The organism is Rhizocola hellebori, from assembly GCF_016862955.1.
GTDB classification, from domain to species: Bacteria; Actinomycetota; Actinomycetes; order Mycobacteriales; family Micromonosporaceae; genus Rhizocola; species Rhizocola hellebori.
Map to the genome: position 1 here is coordinate 22,903 of NZ_BONY01000064.1, position 19,575 is coordinate 42,477.

Sequence of the window (19,575 nt, forward strand, 5' to 3'; positions counted from 1 at the left end):
CTTCGCCGACTGCGGTGCGCAGAGTTCAGAGTCTGCTGGCCAGGATCGATGTCCGGCGGCGAGGCTTGGTGGGCGCGACGATCGAGCCCACATCATTTGAGGGCGCATAGGGTGCGGTCGATGATGTCGCGTCCGAGTGTTTGGGTGCCTTCGGACTTGCCATGACCGGAAACCGAGATGATCACGCTGGTCTCGCCGTCGTCGCTGACCGCGTTGAATGTCTTGAAGCCGGGCAGCGAACCGCCGTGTGTCCAGTAGACACCGCCGCACGACAGCGGCGCCGCACCGATTCCCAGGCCGTAGGCACCGCCGGCGATGCGTGTGGGGTCGTTCACCACCACTGTGGTGCGCATCTGCGCGACCTGGGCCGGTGGCAGGAGAAGGCCGCTGCCCATGGCCCGCCAGAAAATCCCCAGATCGTGCAGGGTGCTGACCATGGAGCCGGCCGCACCCGCCCACGATGGATCCATCAAGGTCACGTCGAGGTAGGCATCGGTGTCCGGATCCCAGTAGTAACCGACAGCGTGCGGGCCGGGTAGTTGAGGTTGTTGCGGCGCAACGGTTTCACGCAGGCCCAGTGGTTCGATGACTCGCTCGGTGACCTGCTGCTCCCAGGTACGGCCGGTGACCCGCTCGATGATCATGCCGGCCAGGATGTAGTTGATGTTTGAGTACTCCCACCGGCTGCCCGGCTTGAAGACCGCAGGACGAGCCAGCGCGTAGCCCACCAGATCATCGGCGGTGAAGTGGTGCAACAGGCCGTCGACGTCGGCGAACACCGCCTGGAACCGCTCGTCGAGAAGATAGTCGGAGATGCCGCTGGTGTGCTGCAACAGATGGCGTACCCGGATCGCCTCGGCGTCGTAACCGGCGCCTTCCAGCAGGCCGGGCAGCCACCGCCGCAACGGATCGTCCAGCTGAAGGCGTGCCTCGGCGATCAGCTGCAGCATCGCCACGGCAACGAAGGTCTTGGTGTTGCTTCCGATGCGGAAATGGGCATCGAACGGCACCGGTGCCCCGGTGGCGGTGTCGGCCACACCGCTGCGCGCCCGAATCTCGCCATCATCGGTGCACACCTGCGCGATCACGCCCACGGCGCCGTCGGCCACCATGGCGTCCACATCGCATTGCAACATCGACTGCAGGTAACCCACATCCGTCATGGCAGCCCCCTCAGCGCGTCAGAATATCGGCCACCGTCAAACCGCAGGCCCGTGCAAAACCGAGGTTCAGTGAGGTGCGGGTGCAGGCGTCCGTTGCCGGCTAAGCGTCACCGCATAGAGTGGATCACTAACCCTGGATCATGCGAGTGAGGCGAGTCGATGATTGAAGTACACCTGGCGCGCGCGGTCATCTCGGCGATCATGCTGCTTGACCAGTCTTCTGCCGCCGAGATTGACCGTGACGTTGCCTCTCAAGGGCTGGAGAACATCGCCTCAGACCTGAACATGATGAACGAAGAGGAGCGTCAGGAGTTCAGGATGGTCCTTCGTCGTATTGCCGAGGACGATCCGGAGTATGGACCGTACCTTGAGGAGCTGCCGCGCCTACTAGGCTGGGACAACTGGTAGCGGCGACGATGATCGCCGACGTCGACAGCAAGGTAGCTGCGGCGGCTCGGTGGGGCAGCTCGCCTTATGACTATATCGATTAGGGCGGTCGATCTTATCTATTCCGCTGTGGAAACAGATCCCACAATCGGCCTCACTGTCTAGTGGAGGCTCTTGATGGATCGACGAACGCGCGCGGTACTTGCCGCTGTTGCCGTCACCGTGCTGGTCACTGGCGCCGCCGGGGTCGCCCCGGTGCGCATCGGCGTGGGGCAAACCCTTGCGGCGCTTGAACAACAAGTATTGGCAGGACTATCAGCCGACGACTGGCGAAGCAGTTTGAGTTCCTTGCTAGCCCGGGCGGCCACCTTGCGGCCGGAGTTGTCGTTAAGGGGTTCCGTCCGCGGCACCGTGCTGGCAGGCACCGTTTACGTGCCGGCCAATCTGTCCCTCGATGGCCAGACAACGATTGTGGCGCAACGCATTGTGCTCTCATCGCCGACCTTGCGGGTCACCGGCTCGCACCCGTTGCGGCTCTACCCGGCCAACGGCTTGTCGGTGGCCGGGCGAGCGGCTGGCATGGTGATCACCATTGACCGCTCCGGCATCGTTGGCGGCGCGGGTACCCGGGAAAGCCTGGCGGTCGTGACGCCGCCCGACCGTACCGGCGCTACCGGCAGCACGGGTGCGACGGGGGCCTCCGGCGCGAGTGGCAGCGTGGGCAGTTCGGGCATGTCGGGTCACGATGCCAGGTTCATTGAGGCGGAGCAGCCTTGGTGTGATCCGGCCACCAGCGGCGAATCGGGCCTTAGCGGGGGCAGTGGGGCCAACGGCCGCGACGGCAGCCCGGGTGGCGACGGGGGCGACGGCGGCGACATTGTCTTCGACGTCCCGGACGGTTCCACCGACACCTATCGGCTGATCTCCAACGGTGGCCGGGGTGGCGACGGCGGCGACGGTGGCCCTGGCGGCAACGGGGGTGACGGCGGGACAGGCGGTGAAGGCGGCGATGGCGGCGACTTCTACTACTACACCTACGCCTGTGCGGCGGGCGGGCGCGGTGGCAACGGGGGCAACGGCGGCTCCGCCGGGCATGGTGGCCACGGTGCGACCGGCGGGTTCGGCGGTGAGGGCGGCGAGATCGCCGTCACCTACCCGCCGGGTTACGACCCGGCGAACATCGAAATCTCGATCAGTGGAGGCCATGGCGGTCTTGGCGGAGCCGGTGGTGGCGGGGGCACGGCCGGCCATGGCGGTATCGGCGGCCGCGGCGGTATTTCCTATGACGTGATCCCAGCCTTCGATGGTGTCAACGGCCTGGATGGCTCCGACGGCATCGCCGGGGTGACCGCCGGTGCCGGAGGCGACGGGGAAGACGGCGCGTTCGAGGTAACGCAGCGGCTCCCCAACAACGACATCTGCGCGGGCATGCAATCGCAGCGGGAGGACTACACCCAGCTGCGGCAGTTTTACCACGGCCTGCTGGCCACCGATCCGTTCCCGGCCGAGGAGCCACCCGAGTCGGCGCTGCCCGCGTGCCCGCAACCGCCACCTCGTCCGGCGCGAATCCAGGGCGCCCGCGACGTCGCCTTCGGCGACTCGTACATCTCTGGGGAAGGCGCACCGCAGTTCAACACCGACCCGCTCATCTCACCGACCGCCGCCACGAACCTTAACTGCCATGTGGCCACGACCAGCTGGGTGGCGCTGGCTCACCCGCCGAACCAGACCATCGCAGGCGGTCAGGCCCCGTTCCAGAACTGGGCGTGTAGCGGGGCGAACATCGCCGGCACCAACGGGCAGATCACCCGCGCGATTGCGCAAGCCAAGATGAACGGCGGCGCAGCCGTGGGTCTGGGCGTCAACACCGCGGCCGTGCAGGTCTCGGTGGGCGGCAACAATGTCACGCACGTGCGGGGAAACGAGACCCTGACCGGCTTGGGTCAGATCGCCACGTGCGCGGTCACCTATGGGCTGACGCACTCCAAGACGGGGCCGGCCAGTAACTGCCTGCCCACCGACGTGGAATTGGCCAACCAGGCCGACGGCCTGATCGGGCAGCTGGCAAACCTGTACGCGACGGTCGCCGCCGCCGCGCCCAACGCCATCATCGAGGTGGCGGGTTATCCGCAGATCTTCTCCGATACCCAGTCGTGTTCCACCAGTCTGGTCCGCGTCGACGAGCTGCAGGCCAACACCGTCCTGCGCCGCATCGACGTCATCTTGCGCCGCGCGGTCGAGCAGGCGCAGGACAGCGACGCCCGCATCAAGATCCGTTACTTGGCGTTCGACACCGCGCTGGCCCGGCACACAGCGTGCCCGACCGGAAACGAGAACACGCACGGCGTCAACGTGCCCAACAACGACGAGTGCGGTTGCAACACGATGGGCTATCTGCACCCCAACCGGGCCGGCCATCGCGCCTTGCTGGCCGCCTACATCCGGCTGGGCGGCAAGCGTTTCCCCGCAAGCACCTCGTCGATCCCCACGCCGGGCAACGGTACGCTGATCGCCGACGCGTCCAGCGGCTCGGTGTTCGTGGCAGCCGGCGGCGCACTGTTCCCCTTCACAAATCCAGCCGACATCATCGCCGCCGGATACCCCTACCAACCCGGTGTCACCGCCCAACAGCTAAACCCCGACCAGATAGCCGCCATCGCGGGACCGCCGGTCGACCAGACCGTGCTCAGAGATGCCGGAACCGGCACGCACTATGTCATCGGCTGCGGATATAAGACGCCGACCACGGTGACGACAGGCGCGGTGAAGTTGCCCAGTCATGCCATCGACGGCATTCCCAACGGGACCTGCCCGCCGCCCGCGCCGCCAGTGTGTGGCGAGGTATGGAGGGCGCCGACCGTCATCGCGAACGGATACGCCTGCACGATGCCCAAGGGCAAACTCATCATGCAAAGCGACGGAAACCTGGTTATCTACAGCGAGTCCATGCGTGTTCTCTGGACTACGGGTACGGCGGGCAACCCCGGCGCGCACGCCGAATTCCGCAGCTCCGGCGAACTGGTCGTCGTTGCCACCTCGGGTGTCGTGCTGTGGTCAACCGCAACCGCGGGCTTGGCTGTCAACGGCTCGTTGGCTTTCCAGGGTGACGGCAACCTTGTCATCTACAACTCCGCCGGCAGCGCCGTATGGAACACCGGCACGTTTGGTGATCCGCCACCGCCGCCTCCTCCTGGACCTGCGTTCAGCTTGGTGGCGCTGCACTCCGGCAAGTGCCTTGACGTGGCGGGTGGAAGCCCAGCGATCGGCACAACGGTCCAACAATGGGCCTGCCATGCGGGTGCGAACCAGCAGTTCCGGTTCGAGGCGACCGGAACCGGAACTTTCCTCCTCAAGGCCGTCCACTCCGGACGATGCGTCGATGTGGAGGGCGCGTGGTTCGACAATGGCGGCCGGGTCCAGCAATGGGACTGCCACGGCGCCAACAACCAGCAATGGGTACTCAACACAGCACCGCAGCCGGGCCAGACGCTGACCCTGGCAAACGTGCATTCGGGACGCTGCCTGAGCATCGCCGGGGCGTCGCGGGCCGACGGTGGCCGGGCCTACCAATGGGACTGCCACGGCGGGACCAACCAGAAGTTCCTGGTGATTACGCCGGGCACATCCCCGCCACCACCACCGCAGCCGCAGTGCGGCTACACCTGGTTCGCCACCGAGATTTTCGAACCCGATGAGTCCTACCAGGGTTGCACCGGCACGCTGTACATGCAGGCCGACGGGAACCTCGTCATCTACTCGCCTTCTGGGCAGGCCCTGTGGGCAAGCGGCACCTACTCGCCCGGCGCGTACGCGGCGTTCCAAACAGATGGCAATCTCGTCGTCTACTCGCTGACCGGGCAACCATTATGGGCCTCCAACACCTGGGCACCAGGCGGGCGACTGGTCTTCGGCAACGACGGCAACTTCGTGATACACAACGCCGCCGGCAGCATCGTTTGGGCGACGTGGACCTTCGGTGACCCGCCGCCTCCTCCTCCTCCTCCGCCCCCACCGCCGCCGTGCCAGGCACCGTTCGAATGTGAAATCTAAATAGCGCTCCGGCCTAGCCGGGCGGGGATGCCACGAACCGCGGCGTCCCCGCCCGAGGCGCGCGACATGCTTACTGAAGGGCTAGTCCACGTACCGCCAGACCGTCACCCCAGTATCGGTTGGACAGACAACGGTGGTGGTGTTGGGACTGCACCCGCGGGCGAAAGCCACCAGCTGCCCGATCGGAACGGTGCTCGTCGCACTGATGTTGCCGACCGTGAACAGCACCCCCACGGGTCCGGCCGACACGAGGTCGCCGTGGACGCGCAGCACCCGATCGGGGCCGATGACGGTCGGGATCTCGGTGTCGCTGCTGAAGGATTTCACCGGTGCCCCCGCGCTGTCGAACACCTGGACCTGGCTGCCGGCGGTGACGAAGTAGAAACCGGAGATCGCATTGGCGAACGGAACCGCGGTGGTGTTGACCCGCCAAAGCGGCTGCTTCTTGGCGACGTCGACGATCACCAGATCGTACCTTTGCGCGCCCTGCTCGGCGACGCACAGATGTCCAGCGCCACAAGGGGTTACACGGATCAGCCTGCGGCCGGCCGGCACGGTGTGCACGACGGTCTCGCCGCTTGCCGAGACCGAACGCAGCTGGGTGCCGTCGCCGGCATAGGCCGTGCCGTCAACGGCCGCAAGCGAATCGAGCCTGCCCGCGGTGGCGACGGTGCTCTCGAAGGTCACCGCGCCGGAGTCGGTGTTCACAAAACGCAGCCTGCCGTTCAAGTTCATGATCGCCAGACGGTGGTCCTCCCAGCCTTCGACTGGCTCGGTGGCCCAGCCGGTGCTGCTCGACATCATGGGCGCAATCTGCGTGTCCTCGACCGGGCCGGCGGCCACGGTCCAGATTTTTTCGCCGGTACGGAGGTTGAGCCCGACCAGATCCTGACCGCCATCGACCACGACGATGTCGCCGAACCGCATCAGGTTGCGGGAAAGCGGGAAGCGCCACAGCACGTGGCCGTCGGCCGAGTCCAAAGCGATCACCTGTTGGACGGTGGAGCCGGTCTTCTGGTACCGGCAAAGGAGCACCTCGTCAGAACCGCTCAGAGTGCCGCAGGCGCCCACCTGTTCCTCGTCGTGGCGCCATACCTGCTCACCGGATTGCATGTCGATCGCCACCATCACGGAGGTCAAGTCGCTTTGTTGCCAGGTCGCGAACGCCCGCCCCTGGCGGATCACGGTTTGTGGCCGCCCAGCCAGCCCACCCGGGCCGTAGGCAACCCCCGGACCGACCTGGTGAAGCGGAACCACCGCACCGCCGTGTGTGGTTGGCAGCGAGGTCGTCGGCGCAGTCCGGTTGACCAGGAAGGCGACACCGCCGCTGATCGCGATCACGGCCAGCACGAGCAGCCACGCCAGGCCACTACGCCGACGGCGCAGCCGCTTGACAGCAGCTTCGCGGACGAGGGCGGGTGGCAAACGATCGACTTGATCGGCTTGAGAACCCATGGCCGCCAACAGCTCCGCGATGCCGGCCTCCTGGCCGCGGGTAAGCCAGGACTCGACGGCGCTCAGATCGGTACCCGTCTCCTTGGAGATCTGTTCGGGCGAACGGTCCAGCAGGAAACGCAGCACCAGGACACGACGCTGATCGCGCGGAAACGCCCGAAGCGCCTCGGCGCCGGGCACGCGCATACCATCGGCGCCGAAGGCGGACGAAGTCATGTTCCTGCGCCGTCGGTCCATGGCGAGCCGAGTCACCAAAGCGCGTAACCACGCCTCGGGCTCCTCGTGATCCCTCAGCGATCGCCAGCGCAGCCACGCCCGCGCATACGCCTTCCCAACCAGATCTTCAGCATCGTTTAGGTCGAAGGCAATGCCGCTGGCGTAGCGCAGCAGCCTTCGGAAGCTTCCGTGGTAAAACGCATCAAAGTCGTCGGTTTCGTTCATCCGCTCCACCGAATCAGTATGGGGACCAGATGAGAAACGGCCAGCCTCCCGGAAAGGGTTGCCACAATCATGATCGACCGGATAGGACGCGTCTGGGGGGACTGCTCCCAACCGCCAGACGACTTTCTGGCGATTGGGTTGGCTAGCATGTCGGGCTATGACTCAAGAACGCCAGGTGTTCATCTACCGATTTGACACCGGGCAGGGCGAGCGCGACGTCGTATCGATCCTCGAACCAGACTGGGCATTCGAACACGGCCAGCATCCTGAGGCGATCATGGGCGTGGTGGGTGAAGGCGCCGACCTGGACCACCTCGGCCCAGACGATGTCCAGGAGAATCCCACCTTTCTGCGGCTGCTGTCGCGGGTGCTCTACGAGCATCTCGACCAGGACGAACAACTGCGACGGGAAGCCGAGATCCAAGCCAATGACCTGTACCGCATCGATCTAGTCACAGTGCTGCCAGGTCGTGCCGTTCAAGCCTCCGCCAAGCGCCGGGTGTGGCGCGATCAGGTCATGCTCGTCAGGGGAGCCGCGCCGCGGACAGCCCTGGGTCCGTCACCGGTTCTTGGGCGGGGTATCCGCCGAGAGGGCCCGCATCGCCGTGTTGTCAGGATCTGACGACGTTCGAGCCCTGCACGGTGGCCCCGATCGCGGTCAGGCCGCGGGTAGCGGGGCCGCCAAGACGCGCTCCGTCGCCAATGTCGAATGTGGACTGATGCAGCCGGCAGGTGGCGACCCCGTCGACCGGGGCGCTTACCTGCCCACCCTGATGAGGACAGGTGGCGCTGTAGGCCTTGAACACGCCCGCAGTCGGCTGCACGACCAGCACACCGCTGACGACAACGCCACCACCAATCGGCACCTGGCCGACCGCGGCCAGCACGTCGCCGACCACACCTGAGCCGCCGGATTCGGTACCGGATCCGGTGCTCGACGTTGCCGCGCCACCACCACAGGCCGCCGTCAAACCGGTGAGCCCGACCGCGCCGCACAGCACGCCACCGCGCGCCAGCAGCGTGCGCCGGACCGTACCTCCGAAGGCCTCACCCTCATCGCTCATCCGTCCAGCCTTGTTGGGCCGGCTGTGGAGCACCTGTCCCAAACCTGTGGGACAGGTGTGACCATCCGGATGCCCGCTCCGCGGCGAGAGCGGGTCACGGGTGGCCCGCGTACAGGGATATTCTTCAGGCGGGGTGTTTCGGACCTAATGTTGGGCTGGGATCTGAGGCAGCGAGCCGGCTGACCAGGTCGAGGCGATCGAAAGCCCATACGCAGCAAGCAACTCCGCCTGGAGCGCATCGTGTTGTCCGTTTACCACGACGAGCTGGGCGGCGCCGCGGGCGGCACCCCACCGGGCAGCCGCGTCGAGCAGCGCCTTGCCGTCGGTCAGCCAAAGCCGCGCCGATGTCACGGCGAAGTCGTCGACGAAACACGATGGCCCGCCGGGGTCGTACACGGGTGGGGCCGGGACGAGCCGCGCGAACACATAGCCCGTGAACGGCTCAGAAACGAACGATCCCCACTGGTCATCGACGATCAGCGAGGCCAGGTGTGCATGATGAAGCTCCTTCGCCCGCGGCGCGACACGCCAGAATTGTGGTTGGTGTACCTCATATTCGGCCCTGCGTGCTGCCGCCAGCGACACGATCAATTCGAGATCGCCTGACCGCGCCATCCTGATCATCGGCCGATGGTAGCGTCTCGGCGAGCTGGCGCAACGCCATTCGTGACGTCGGCACAGGAACCTGATCGTCGTTGGTTGGCCCATGGGAATGTTGGCTGGCACGGGCCAATGAATCAAACCAGTCATAGTGGCCGTTGTGCGTACTATTTCACATAACTCCCCGCCTCTGACATCTATGGTTGTCGTTGGATTGAATGTGGGGAGGATGGCGATGACTGGACCGGAGCGCGCCGATACCAAGCAAATGCAGGCCACGTCCGACGCAATCGAGGTGGCGTGCCAGAGCCTTCAAGAAAACACCGGGCAGATCGTGGAGTTGCTTGGCCGGCTGGCCGGCACGCTCAACGAGGCCGGTACGAGCCAGGCGCTGCGGCGTCTGGGCGAGCAGCTGCAGGAGTCGGACACGGTGATCCATCAGCGCATGCTCGACGTCGGCCGGTATCTAGGAGAGTCGGCGAGCGTGATCGAGGCGGTTCTTAGCGAGAGCCAGGCGGATCGAGACGAGACGACCCGGAAGATCTCCGGCGGTAAGTACGGTTCCGCGCTCAACGGCTGAACGGGAGGTAGGGACATGGCGCAGCTTGACTTGGACATCGAAGCCTCGCGGGGGATCATCGCCGATCTGCGGCAGCAGCTGGCGCAGCACAAGCAGCGGCTGCGGGCACTGGAGTCGTCTGTGGACAATCCGGGGCTGGACGGCGAGGGAGGCAGGGCGGTCCGGCGGGCGTTCGAAGAGGAGATTGCCCGCAAACGCGAGCTCCTGCGCAGCTTGGAGCAGCTGCTCGAACAGGAAATACAGCGGCTGCGACGGCTCGAGGAGCAGTTGCAAAGGATACGGCCAAGACCGCCGCAGATCAGGCAGGGTTGAATTACAGGCGTTGGTCCGGAAGGTGATGGACATGACCTATTGAGCCGCCGGCCGGTGCAGCCAACCGTCGTACAACCACTCGATGAGATCGGTGGAGGCCAGCTCGGCCAGCCGCGTGTGGAAGCGAGCCAGGTCGTCCGGGCCGAGCAGGGCCTTCCACTGCCCGCTGGTGCCGGTGTGGAAGAAGGCGCGGTTGTCGCGCCAGAGCCCGCTGTCGACGCCGGGGGCGAGCTCATCGGCCCGTTCACGTACCTTGTCGAAGGTGGCCGCGGCGGCAAGCTCCTCGACGCGCCCGGCGGGCAGGTCGATGCCCAGCACCTCGGCCAGGCGCTTCAGCTGGCCGGGCAGGTCGGTCAGCAGGTCGTGGTAGTGGAACAGCGCGACCTGGGGCTCGTTTCGCCTGTCCCAGAATGTTTGCAGGTGCTGGATCATGTTGGCCAAGCTCCCAATCCCGGTCGGGCCGTTGACGAACTCGCCCTCGGCCCACAGCCAAAAGCGCTCCCGCAGGTCCTCCGGTGGCACCGGCATGGCGCTGCGATCGATGTCCTTCTTAACCGTGAGCACCGCCCTTGTCTCGTCGCTGATGTTGGCGAGGGCGTGGTCGAAGGAGACCCCGACATCGCGCGGGTCGCGCCCGACGCAAAGGTAGGTCACTGTCTCGACGAACGGGAGTCCGTCCAGCGGAGTGTGGGTCTTGATGAAACGCCGGTGTGGTTGTGCCTGCAGGGCCGCGAGTGTCTCGGCGAAGTCATAGGTGATGTTGTCAAGCCAGGGCGAGATCTCGGTCAGCCGGCGGGTAAACCGGGTCGAGTTGAAGACAAGCAAAGCGCACAGCATCTGCATCCAGCTTGTGCCGCATTTGGCCGGCGGGCTTATTACGACGTCGTCGTCGCGGAACGGGAATCCGTTCCACAGTGCGCTGTCTGACATCATCATCTGGTATCGCTGCATGGTCGCCAATGTATATCGACAGACCATGCTATTTGGTCTCATGCGCGGTCCGACCCGTCGGGTAGGAGATCCAGCGTGAACTCGAACTCGGTCTGGCTGTCGCACAGCCCAGCGTGGGGTTGTCGGCGTCGTGCAACTCGGGGGCGACCGTTGCGCCCGGTGGGGGAGCAGGGGGCATCGCGGCCAGGTCCGCCTCTGCCTCGGCGCCGTCGTCGGCAAGGGCTGGGCTGAACAGGGCGAAGCCGAGCACGATGCTGCTTTGGAGGTGGGATCCAGTCCACAAAACTTGCCGCCGGGTGCGCTGCTTCACGCTCGTCGCGTCGAGCGAACGCGGCCGTGCATACGCGCTCTTCTGCCTACGCATGGGTGTCGGCGGTGGTCTGGTTGGCGACTGTGCTGATCGGCCGGCGTGAGCAAGGATGTGGGCATCTGCTTGGTGTTCTTCGACCTAGGTGAGGTTTGGGTGTCTGAGGCTGAGGCGGTATCGCTGGCGGATCTGATCGTGCAGCTGCGCGGCGATCTGTATCGGGCCGCGTGGCAGGGCGAGGGCAAGGATCCGAAGTTCGTGGTGGGTCCGGTGGAGCTTGAACTGTCGGTGATCGTGGACTCGTCCCGAGGCGTGGGGGCGTCGGCGGCGTTGTGGGTGGTAGACGTGTCGGCGGAAGGCAAACGGTCCTCGCAGACAATTCATCGGATCAAGCTGACATTGCAGCCGGTCGGACCGGACGGGCACCCATCGAAGATCTCTGGGCCTTCGATGGTGGGTGAGGAAGACCCCGGCTAGCGCGCGGGTGTGGGAGGTGTCCGATGCGCTGTGTCTAGGTGAGGCGGGTTCGCGGCGGTGGCTGTGGGTGTGGATGGTCGGCGTCGGGTGGCCGAGGTGGTCGCTGAGTTTGCGGATGGTCGGCGTGAGCGTGGGTCGGGGTTGTGGCTGCGTGCCGATGTGCTGATCACGGCGTGGCATGTGGTCGCGGACGCGGTTCGGGTGCTGGCTGTGTTCGAGGCGGGATCGGATCGGCGGCGGACTGCTACGGCGCGTTCGGTGGTGCGGCTGGGTTCGTCCGATGTGGCGGTGGCTTGTCTGGATGGGCTGGCCGATGAGAGTCCTTTGGCGGTGCGGGTGGGCGGATTCGATGACTGTGCCGCGGTGGTGGGTGCACAGGTGTTCGGGTTCCCCCGGTTTAAGGTCCGCAACGTGGATGAGAGCTCGCCGTCTGTTGGTGATGGCAGGCGGAGTTTCCGGGAGCTGGCGCAGGTGCCGGCGAGGCTGGCGCCGCAGGGCAATTGGCGCACCGGCCGCTGCGAGCTGATCGTGACGCCGCCCGATCCGGATCCAGACCCGAGTCGGTCGGCGTGGGAGGGCATGTCAGGCGCCCCGGTCGTCGATGTTCAGTCGGGTTTGTTGGTGGCGGTGGTGACGGATCATCATCGGCAGGAGGGTTTGTCGCGGTTGGCCGCGGTGCGTCTGGACGTGTGTTTGGCGCAGCTGAGCGGGGCGGAGGCGTCGCGGGTGTTGCCGTTGCTGGGTGTGGTGTCGGTAGCGGGCCTGGCTGCGGCGGGTGTGCCGCCGTGGGTGGGGTGGAAGCGGCAGGCGTTGACTGATCAGCTGGGCGAGATCGTCCCGGCGATGGGGTTGCGTGATCGCGATGCCGAGCTGGCGGACCTGACCGCATTCTGCGCTGGTCCCGATTCTTATGTGTATTGGCAGGCGCCGCCGTGGGCGGGTAAGTCGGCGTTGATGGCGACGTTTGCTTTGCGTCCGCCGGCGGGGGTGACGGTGGTGCCGTATTTTGTGACGGCGCGGTACGCCGGTGAGAATGACAGCACGGGGTTTCTGCGGACGGTGTCGGCGCAGTTGGCGGCGTTGATGGGCGAGGCGTTGCCGAATCTGGTGACGACGCGGGAGGGGTATCGCGCTTTTTTGGGCGAGCGGGCCCGTCAGGCCTACGCGGTGGGGCAGCAGCTGGTGCTGCTGGTTGATGGGCTGGATGAGGACAGCGGCACTCATGCCGGGTCCGGTGTGCCCAGCATCGCGTCGCTGCTGCCGCGTCAGCCGGTGCCGGGGTTGAAGGTGATCGTGGCCGGACGTCCCGATCCGCGGCTGCCCGGCGATGTGCCCGCCGATCATCCGCTTCGGGTCTGTGCGCGTCGCTGGTTGTCGACGTCGCCGCATGCCCTGCAGATCGGTCAGATCGCGCGCCTGGAGCTGATGGAGCTGCTTGCACGCGGCGGCGTGCACCGTGAGGTGGTCGGGTTGATCGCCGCCAGCGGCGGCGGGGTAACCGTCACCGATCTCGAGGAGCTCACCGGACAGCCAAGATACATCATCTTGGATCTGCTGGGTTCGGTGTTCGGGCGTACCCTACGCGGCCGCCTGGTGCCCACCGCCAACGATGCCCAGCATGTGTACCTGTTCGCCCACGACACATTGCGCGAACAAGCACTCGGCTTGCTCGGGGGCGAACTGACTCACTACCGCCAGCACATCCACACCTGGGCCGACAGTTACCGCCGGCGACAATGGCCGCACCAAACACCCGGGTATCTGCTGACCGGCTATCCGCGCCTGCTCGATGCCACCGGCGACCTAGTCCGGCTGGCTGCGCTGGCCGAAGACGCTATCCGGCATGACCGGATGCTTGCCCACACCGGCGGCGACGACACGGCATACGCTGAGATCAACATGGCGTTGAGCCTGCTTGCTGCTGCCGCGGAACCGGATATCCGCACGATAGTACGCATTGCCCGGCACCGGGAGAGCTTGCAGCTGCGCAACAGCAACATCCCGGACCGGCTACCTGCCCTATGGGCGCGGTTGGGCAACCTCCCCCGAGCCGAAGCCCTCGCCCGCAGCATCGCCGATCCGAGCCCCCGTTCACGGGCGCTGGCCACTCTAGCGGAAGCGATCGCGGGTGTTGACGCGGACCGCGCCGAACAGATCGCCCGCACCATCACCGACCCGGACGACCAGGTACAGGCGCTGACCGGTGTGGCGAAAGCGATCGCGGACGTTGACCTGGACCGGGCCTTACGCCTCGCCAGCCAGGCTGAGCAGATCGCCCGCAACATCACCGACTCGTCTCACCACGCGGAAGCGTTAACTCGTGTGGCGACAGTGATCGCTGGTGTTGACGTGGAGCGGGCCGTGCGGATCGCCCGTACCATCACCGACCCGGCCCACCAGGCCGAAGCGCTGACCCGCGTGGCGACAGCGATCGCGGGTGTTGATGTAGACCGGGCCGTGCGGATCGCCCGCACCATCACCGAACCGACCCGCCTGGCAGAAGCGTTGACCCGTGTGGCGAAGCAAGTCGTAGACGCTGACGTGGACCGGGCCATGCGCATCGCCGGCCAGGCTGAGCAGATCGCCCGCGCCATCACCGACCCTTCCTCCCAAGAATGGGCGCTGACCGGCCTGACAGAGACCATCGCGAAGGTTGACGCGGATCGGGCCGAACAGATCGCCCGCACCATCACCGATCCGTATTCCCAGGCGTGGGCGCTGACTAGTGTGGCAACAGCGATCGCGGCCGTTGATGTCGGCCGCGCCATACGCCTATCTGGCCAGGCCGAGCAGGTCGCCCGTACCATCACCGGCCAGGACACCCAGATATGGATGCTGACCGAGATAGCGGCAGCAATCGCAAGCTTTGCCGTGGACCAGGCCGAGCAGATAGCCCGCAGCATCGCCTACCCGAGGGACCAGATATGGGCGCTGATCTACGTGGCCGAAGCGGTAGCGGGCGTCGACATGGACCGGGCCGAACAGATCGCCAGTACGGTCACCGACCCGAACCACCAGACACGGGCGCTGACCGGTATGGCGGAAGCGATGGCGGACATTGACAAGGACCGGGCCATACGCCTCATCGGCCAGGCTGAATTGATCGCCCGCACTGTCACCAACCCGCTCCGCCAGACACTGGCACTGACCGAGACTGCGACACTGATCGCAGGCATTGACGTGGACCGCGCCGAGCAGTTCGCCCGTACCATCACCGACCCGGCCACCCAAACAATGGCGCTGACCGGCCTGGTGGAAGTGATCACGGGCATTGACATAGATCGGGCCGAACGGATCGCCCGCACCCTCACCGGCCCGCACCACCAGACACGGGCGCTGACAGCTGTGGTCAAAGCGATTGCAAGCGTTGACGTGGATCGGGCCACGCGCATCGCGGACGAGGTCGAGCAGATCGCTCGCACCATCACCGACCCGTACCCCCAGACTTTGGTACTGATGCTGACCGACATAGCGACGGCGATCGCAAGCCTTGACATGGACCGAGCCCGACGATTCGCCAGCTACGCCGAGCAGGTCGCCCGCGCCATCACCGGCCCGTACGACCGGACAAAGGCGCTGACCGGTATGGCGACAGCGATCGCAGGCATTGACGTGGACTGGGCGGTGCGCCTCGCGGACCAAGCCGAGCAGACCGCCCGCACCATCACCGACCCGTACGACCGGACAAAGGCGCTGACCGGTATAGCGACAGCGATCGCAGGCATTGACGTGGACCGGGCGGTGCGCCTCGCCGATCTGGCCGAGCAGATCGCCCGCACCCTCACCGACGCGGACCGTCAGACATGGGCGTTGACCGATGCGACAGAAGCGATCGCAGGCGTTGATGTGGAGCGGGCCAAACAGATTGCCCGCACCATCGCCGACCCGATTTACAAGGCACGGGCGCTAACTAGTGTGGCGGAGGCGATTGCGGGCGCCGACGTGGACCAGACCCTTAGCCTCGCCCACGAGGCCGAGCAGATCGCCCGTACCATCACTGGCCCCTACGACCGGACAAATGTGCTGACCGGTATGGCGACAGCGATCGCAGGCATTGACGTGGGCTGGGCGGTGCGCCTTGCCGACCAAGCCGAGCAGATCGCCCGCACCATCACCGACCCGCTCGACCGGGCACATGCGCTTGAAAGAATAGCTCTGGGCGTCAGGGGTGCGACACCTCCCCCGCTGAAGGCATGCAAGCTTGTCGCAGAAGCGATTCAGCTGGGCCTTTCATGGAGATCTGGCACCAAGGCGCTCCCTCACGCCATCCAACAGGCCATCTGCGACGACCTGTTCAACAGCAACAACGGGCAGCCGATTGAATACTTATAGGCGGAACGGAACGTTCGTGATCTCCTGCTTGTCGCGGTATGCGGCATCTAACGCTCGTTGCAGAGGTAGCTCAACATTTTTGTCGGCTCGTGTCGCTTTGGCGTAGCCGATACCAGCGCGCAATTGGATGCTTATCGTGTCCAGCAGCATCGGATCTTTGAATGCTGACCGAATTGCTTCGATGACGGGTTGACCTGTGTCCTTTTGGGACAAACGGATCGTTGCGGCGAAGCCGGACCCTTCGACCCGTCCGACGAGGGCCTGCGCCGGCACCATCGTTCTTAGCCGGTTGCCTATCTCTTGCAGGACGAGATCGCCAGTATGGTAACCGAGCTGGGAGTTGATCTGCCGGAGATCCGCGACGTCGGCTGCGACCACGAGAATTGTCTGATCACCTTCCAGGACCTTTAGCCCTTCCTCCAGATCGCTGAGGATCCGCCGCCTGTTCGGCAGGCTGGTGAGGAAATCGTGATATGCGTCAAACCGCAGCCGGTCCATCAGGCGGCCGTTCTCTACCGCGATCGAGGCATGCGAGGCGATCGTCTCGAGCATGGCCACGTCCCTGCGGCTGAACCGGCGGCGGCGCTTGGATGGTCCCGTGATCTCCAACGTCCCAAGGACAACTGAGCTCACCCGCAACGCCACGATGATCGCAGCCTCTCCATCCCAGCCCGGGGCGATCTCTGACCGGGCGGGGTGAGATCTGTACATTTCTATAGCTTCACCGGACATATAGGCCTGCTGCCTGAGCTTGGCCAGGACGTCTGGTTTGGGACCGTCGCTCAGCCCGTCGAGGTCGCGCGTGGCAGTAAGAAGCACTTCGGGGTAACGCCCGCCTTCGGGTAGCCAGAATGTCGTGTGACGACAGTCAAACAGCTCGCGGGTGCCCAGCAGCAACACATCGGGCAGCTGCCCGTCGCCGACGTCGAGCCTCCTGATGAGCAACTGCAGCTCGCCCAGGCGACTGCGGCGGCGTGGAATTCTTATGCCTGCAAGCAGATCCAGAAGCCGCTGAACCCAGGGCGTGCTTTGAGTACCTGATTTCACGAGGATTGCAGTCATCGCGAAACCCATCGCGGTAAACAGTTTCAACAACTTCCCGGGCCGATCGTCGATAAACGCGCTCAACTCCTCGGACCGGATCTCGGCGCGCTGGCCGCGGCCGTAGCGGCGCCTCGCCGACCACTGGACTATTCGGCGGGCAAGCCAGGGGGACGCATCCGACCATTCGTTGACCAGCAGCCCCGTGACGACGGCAACGGCCAGCTCCCAGCCGCTCATGCCGTCCCCGGCAGAGGATTCGAGCCGAGGACGCTGCGAGCCTGCCGCATTTCGCCGACTAAGGCCATGGCCTCGGCTCGGGCAGTCGGCGTTAGCGTGTAGAACCGGCGCCGTGCCTTGACCGTGCCGGGCAGAGGATCCTCCCAACGGGCGGTAACCCAGCCGGCGTCCTCCAGCCGATCGAGAGCATCATAGACCGTGGGGCCCGAACGCCTCGTTGCCTTGACAATCGCCCAGCCGTGCGGCTGCTCCTGAGCCGTGAAAGCCTCAAGGAGGACAGCCAGCACTTCCAGCATCGGGCCAGTGACCACAGGCGGTCCAGACATGGAAAAACCTTATCCCACGGCGGCAACCGTGACGTTCGGCCGCTTAGCGTTCAGTGAGTGGCATCGCGGAAGGCGATTGACCCACATCGGCACAGGCAATTCATGGACGTCGGCAAGGCGCTTTTGTGATTCAGCTTGCCGCCAGCGAGCATAGCCGTTTGATACTCAGCCCTCCCCTGGTCGCGTTGGCGTAGCTAGAACCAACCATGCCCCTCTCGCATGGGGCAACATCAATGTGTTGCGTCTTGGGGCCACACCGATTCGAGTCTGCCATCGGCCTCGAAGAACAGGTAGGGCCGCAGCTCGGGGAACTGGTCGAGTTTGCGGCGCAGCGCGCGGGGGTCACCTGCAGCGTCGGCGAGCAGCGGCTGGGAGGCGAGCAGTCCACGTAGATCGCTGAAGGGCCAGGCGGTGCCAAGAATCCTTCTGAGCTGAATCAGGATCTTGATGGAGTCCAGTGGGATCTGGTCGATGTAGATGCTGGTGTTCCAGGGCAGAAGATCTTCGGGATCGGGCGCCGGCTCCGCCGCTTCGGCCAGCCACTCGGTGAGCGCCTCGGGTGGGTTGAGCCGCATGGCCCGTTCGGTGTTCGTGTGGTCGGGCGGCGCCACCTCCACGGTAATGACGATGCGTAACCGTTCTTGGCCGACACCGAACAGACCCTCGTGGTCCAGCCGCGCCATCGCCGCTTCCATCGCGCGCAATCGCAGCTCGTACTCGCAGGCCCACGCTTCCTCGGAACACGCGTCGATCTGTGGTCGTGCCTGGAATAGACGGTCCACAGCCGCGAAATGTTGTCCGCCGTAGAAGTAGAAAGGCGAGTCGGCGTAGGACCATTTCAGCATCAGCCAGTCCTCGTCGGTGCGCGCTGCCTCGGCCAGCGCCTGCGTCGACCACGCGGACGGGCACGGGGCGTGCGCTTCGCCGGTCGTCGTTAGCGAGTACCAGTAGAAATGATGATCGGGGTAGTCCCGAAACAGGTCTGCCGCAGCCGCTGCCGTGGCCCGATAGATCGCCTCGGCAAGATCAGACTCAGTTGGCGCCATCATTTACCGCTTTCTACCCGAACCTGGATCACCATGCCGCCCAACGAGGCTGTCACCCGACCGGGACGGTACCGGTCAATACCTGAACCGGCAAGAACAGAAGGTGGACTTGCCAGCAATGGCTCGCACCCACATCGGTCGCTCTTGTAGCGGACAGCGCCACGCAGCGTGTCGTGTAGGTCAGTGTCCGAATGCCCACGCCCTGCGGCGTCCGCGCTGCCGGTAACGGCGGCTATGTGGATTTGGTCGCTGCGAAGGATAGGAACACCACTGTGGCAATCGAGCCCAGGGTGAAGACAAGCATGATTACTTCAGTGACGGCGGCCAGGAGGCGAGCGCCCAACGTGCGGCTAACTTCCTCCACATTGGAAGGTTTGCGGCTGTCGTAGCGGACCTCTATGCGATCGCCCACAGCAGGCACGCGGCTAGGCTCCACAAGGGTAAGAGGTACGGACGTGCCGGTGTCGAGCCGCACGAGGAGGCGGTGACTTACGCGCTCGTATTCGTGAATGTCCCTGCGTGCCTCCACCGTCGCCCAGCCAGTGACACCGTGCAAGCGGCGCTGCCAAACCTTCACATAGGACATTGTCATGCTGAAGGCGAAGAGGACCGAGACGCCGAGAAGCACCAGAATCATGACGCGATTATGCGCTCGCGGCACGACGGCAGCGCGCTGGCGGCCGAGCGGAACACGCCGCCGATCATCCGCCCGCGGCCCGGCACGGCCTCGGTCCAGGTGGCCACCGTCGCCGGGGCGCCCTGATCGGGGTCGCTGGCACCGACCCGGTGCGGGCAGCCCAGAT

Annotated in this window: 17 protein-coding genes; 7 read left to right on the forward strand and 10 right to left on the reverse strand. The window is 65.4% G+C overall.

From position 1 onward, the window contains the following. Window positions 1–92: 92 nt before the first annotated feature. Window positions 93–1,163 carry a serine hydrolase domain-containing protein gene (locus Rhe02_RS36260; protein WP_203912983.1) on the reverse strand — a complete coding sequence of 357 codons (1,071 nt, stop codon included), beginning with the start codon at window positions 1,161–1,163 and terminating at the stop codon, window positions 93–95. 159 nt (window positions 1,164–1,322) lie between these two features. Here Rhe02_RS36260 and Rhe02_RS36265 point away from each other — a divergent pair, with 159 nt between their 5' ends. After that, complete coding sequence (locus Rhe02_RS36265) at window positions 1,323–1,571, forward strand: hypothetical protein (RefSeq protein ID WP_203912984.1); 249 nt, start codon at window positions 1,323–1,325, stop codon at window positions 1,569–1,571. Window positions 1,572–1,727: 156 nt separating this feature from the next. Further along, a complete protein-coding gene (locus Rhe02_RS36270; RefSeq protein WP_203912985.1) occupies window positions 1,728–5,600 on the forward strand; it encodes an RICIN domain-containing protein in 3,873 nt (1,290 codons plus the stop codon). A gap of 81 nt (window positions 5,601–5,681) precedes the next feature. Here the strand turns inward: Rhe02_RS36270 and Rhe02_RS36275 are convergent, their stop codons facing one another. After that, entirely contained in the window at window positions 5,682–7,496 is a 1,815-nt protein-coding gene (locus Rhe02_RS36275; RefSeq protein WP_203912986.1) for an outer membrane protein assembly factor BamB family protein, read from the reverse strand. Between the two features lie 157 nt (window positions 7,497–7,653). Here Rhe02_RS36275 and Rhe02_RS36280 point away from each other — a divergent pair, with 157 nt between their 5' ends. Next, window positions 7,654–8,118: a hypothetical protein gene (locus Rhe02_RS36280; RefSeq protein WP_203912987.1), complete on the forward strand. Its 465-nt coding sequence runs from the start codon at window positions 7,654–7,656 to the stop codon at window positions 8,116–8,118. On the opposite strand, the gene Rhe02_RS36285 is transcribed toward Rhe02_RS36280, so the two are convergent. Both Rhe02_RS36285 and Rhe02_RS36290 read right to left on the reverse strand, forming a co-directional pair. Beyond that, the gene (locus tag Rhe02_RS36285) at window positions 8,108–8,560 is read right to left on the reverse strand and encodes a Rieske (2Fe-2S) protein (protein ID WP_203912988.1); all 453 of its coding nucleotides are present in this window, start codon (window positions 8,558–8,560) and stop codon (window positions 8,108–8,110) included. The two genes, Rhe02_RS36280 and Rhe02_RS36285, sit on opposite strands and share 11 nt — an antisense overlap. Before the next feature lie 144 nt (window positions 8,561–8,704). Then, complete coding sequence (locus Rhe02_RS36290) at window positions 8,705–9,184, reverse strand: hypothetical protein (protein ID WP_203912989.1); 480 nt, start codon at window positions 9,182–9,184, stop codon at window positions 8,705–8,707. A gap of 211 nt (window positions 9,185–9,395) precedes the next feature. Between Rhe02_RS36290 and Rhe02_RS36295 the strand changes: the two genes are divergently transcribed. Together Rhe02_RS36295 and Rhe02_RS36300 are read left to right on the forward strand one after the other, a co-directional pair. Further along, on the forward strand, window positions 9,396–9,740 hold the full coding sequence (locus Rhe02_RS36295; protein ID WP_203912990.1) for a hypothetical protein: 345 nt from the start codon (window positions 9,396–9,398) through the stop codon (window positions 9,738–9,740). A 15-nt stretch (window positions 9,741–9,755) separates the two neighbouring features. Next, window positions 9,756–10,052 (forward strand): T7SS effector LXG polymorphic toxin, encoded by a 297-nt coding sequence (locus tag Rhe02_RS36300; RefSeq protein WP_203912991.1) that lies wholly within the window; start codon window positions 9,756–9,758, stop codon window positions 10,050–10,052. A 36-nt stretch (window positions 10,053–10,088) separates the two neighbouring features. On the opposite strand, the gene Rhe02_RS36305 is transcribed toward Rhe02_RS36300, so the two are convergent. Continuing rightward, window positions 10,089–11,003 (reverse strand): sulfotransferase domain-containing protein, encoded by a 915-nt coding sequence (locus Rhe02_RS36305; RefSeq protein ID WP_203912992.1) that lies wholly within the window; start codon window positions 11,001–11,003, stop codon window positions 10,089–10,091. A 28-nt stretch (window positions 11,004–11,031) separates the two neighbouring features. Then, window positions 11,032–11,253 carry a hypothetical protein gene (locus Rhe02_RS36310; RefSeq protein ID WP_203912993.1) on the reverse strand — a complete coding sequence of 74 codons (222 nt, stop codon included), beginning with the start codon at window positions 11,251–11,253 and terminating at the stop codon, window positions 11,032–11,034. Between the two features lie 213 nt (window positions 11,254–11,466). On the opposite strand from Rhe02_RS36310, the gene Rhe02_RS36315 reads away from it, so the two are divergent. Next, on the forward strand, window positions 11,467–11,787 hold the full coding sequence (locus Rhe02_RS36315) for a trypco2 family protein (protein ID WP_203912994.1): 321 nt from the start codon (window positions 11,467–11,469) through the stop codon (window positions 11,785–11,787). Window positions 11,788–11,856: 69 nt separating this feature from the next. Continuing rightward, window positions 11,857–16,119, forward strand: coding sequence for a trypsin-like peptidase domain-containing protein (locus tag Rhe02_RS36320; protein ID WP_203912995.1), 4,263 nt, complete (start codon window positions 11,857–11,859; stop codon window positions 16,117–16,119). Here Rhe02_RS36320 and Rhe02_RS36325 read toward each other — a convergent pair. The 4 genes from Rhe02_RS36325 to Rhe02_RS36340 form a co-directional block, all read right to left on the reverse strand. Beyond that, window positions 16,114–17,400 (reverse strand): GGDEF domain-containing protein, encoded by a 1,287-nt coding sequence (locus tag Rhe02_RS36325; RefSeq protein WP_203912996.1) that lies wholly within the window; start codon window positions 17,398–17,400, stop codon window positions 16,114–16,116. The genes Rhe02_RS36320 and Rhe02_RS36325 overlap by 6 nt on opposite strands. Then, a complete protein-coding gene (locus tag Rhe02_RS36330) occupies window positions 17,397–17,726 on the reverse strand; it encodes a PadR family transcriptional regulator (RefSeq protein ID WP_203912997.1) in 330 nt (109 codons plus the stop codon). Before Rhe02_RS36330 ends, Rhe02_RS36325 begins: the two co-directional genes overlap by 4 nt. A 230-nt stretch (window positions 17,727–17,956) precedes the next feature. Next, complete coding sequence (locus tag Rhe02_RS36335) at window positions 17,957–18,775, reverse strand: DUF4303 domain-containing protein (RefSeq protein WP_203912998.1); 819 nt, start codon at window positions 18,773–18,775, stop codon at window positions 17,957–17,959. A gap of 229 nt (window positions 18,776–19,004) precedes the next feature. Further along, window positions 19,005–19,409 (reverse strand): hypothetical protein, encoded by a 405-nt coding sequence (locus Rhe02_RS36340; protein WP_203912999.1) that lies wholly within the window; start codon window positions 19,407–19,409, stop codon window positions 19,005–19,007. Between the last annotated feature and the right edge of the window lie 166 nt (window positions 19,410–19,575).

What these genes read in the sequence shown, in the direction of transcription:
- Rhe02_RS36260 (WP_203912983.1), bottom strand. Translation starts at nt 1,163, where the DNA reads ATGACGGATGTGGGTTACCTGCAGTCGATGTTGCAATGCGATGTGGAC.
- Rhe02_RS36290 (WP_203912989.1), bottom strand. Translation starts at nt 9,184, where the DNA reads ATGATCAGGATGGCGCGGTCAGGCGATCTCGAATTGATCGTGTCGCTG.
- Rhe02_RS36280 (WP_203912987.1), top strand. Translation starts at nt 7,654, where the DNA reads ATGACTCAAGAACGCCAGGTGTTCATCTACCGATTTGACACCGGGCAG.
- Rhe02_RS36330 (WP_203912997.1), bottom strand. Translation starts at nt 17,726, where the DNA reads ATGTCTGGACCGCCTGTGGTCACTGGCCCGATGCTGGAAGTGCTGGCT.
- Rhe02_RS36270 (WP_203912985.1), top strand. Translation starts at nt 1,728, where the DNA reads ATGGATCGACGAACGCGCGCGGTACTTGCCGCTGTTGCCGTCACCGTG.
- Rhe02_RS36265 (WP_203912984.1), top strand. Translation starts at nt 1,323, where the DNA reads ATGATTGAAGTACACCTGGCGCGCGCGGTCATCTCGGCGATCATGCTG.
- Rhe02_RS36295 (WP_203912990.1), top strand. Translation starts at nt 9,396, where the DNA reads ATGACTGGACCGGAGCGCGCCGATACCAAGCAAATGCAGGCCACGTCC.
- Rhe02_RS36300 (WP_203912991.1), top strand. Translation starts at nt 9,756, where the DNA reads ATGGCGCAGCTTGACTTGGACATCGAAGCCTCGCGGGGGATCATCGCC.
- Rhe02_RS36275 (WP_203912986.1), bottom strand. Translation starts at nt 7,496, where the DNA reads ATGAACGAAACCGACGACTTTGATGCGTTTTACCACGGAAGCTTCCGA.
- Rhe02_RS36340 (WP_203912999.1), bottom strand. Translation starts at nt 19,409, where the DNA reads ATGATTCTGGTGCTTCTCGGCGTCTCGGTCCTCTTCGCCTTCAGCATG.
- Rhe02_RS36325 (WP_203912996.1), bottom strand. Translation starts at nt 17,400, where the DNA reads ATGAGCGGCTGGGAGCTGGCCGTTGCCGTCGTCACGGGGCTGCTGGTC.
- Rhe02_RS36305 (WP_203912992.1), bottom strand. Translation starts at nt 11,003, where the DNA reads ATGCAGCGATACCAGATGATGATGTCAGACAGCGCACTGTGGAACGGA.
- Rhe02_RS36285 (WP_203912988.1), bottom strand. Translation starts at nt 8,560, where the DNA reads ATGAGCGATGAGGGTGAGGCCTTCGGAGGTACGGTCCGGCGCACGCTG.
- Rhe02_RS36335 (WP_203912998.1), bottom strand. Translation starts at nt 18,775, where the DNA reads ATGATGGCGCCAACTGAGTCTGATCTTGCCGAGGCGATCTATCGGGCC.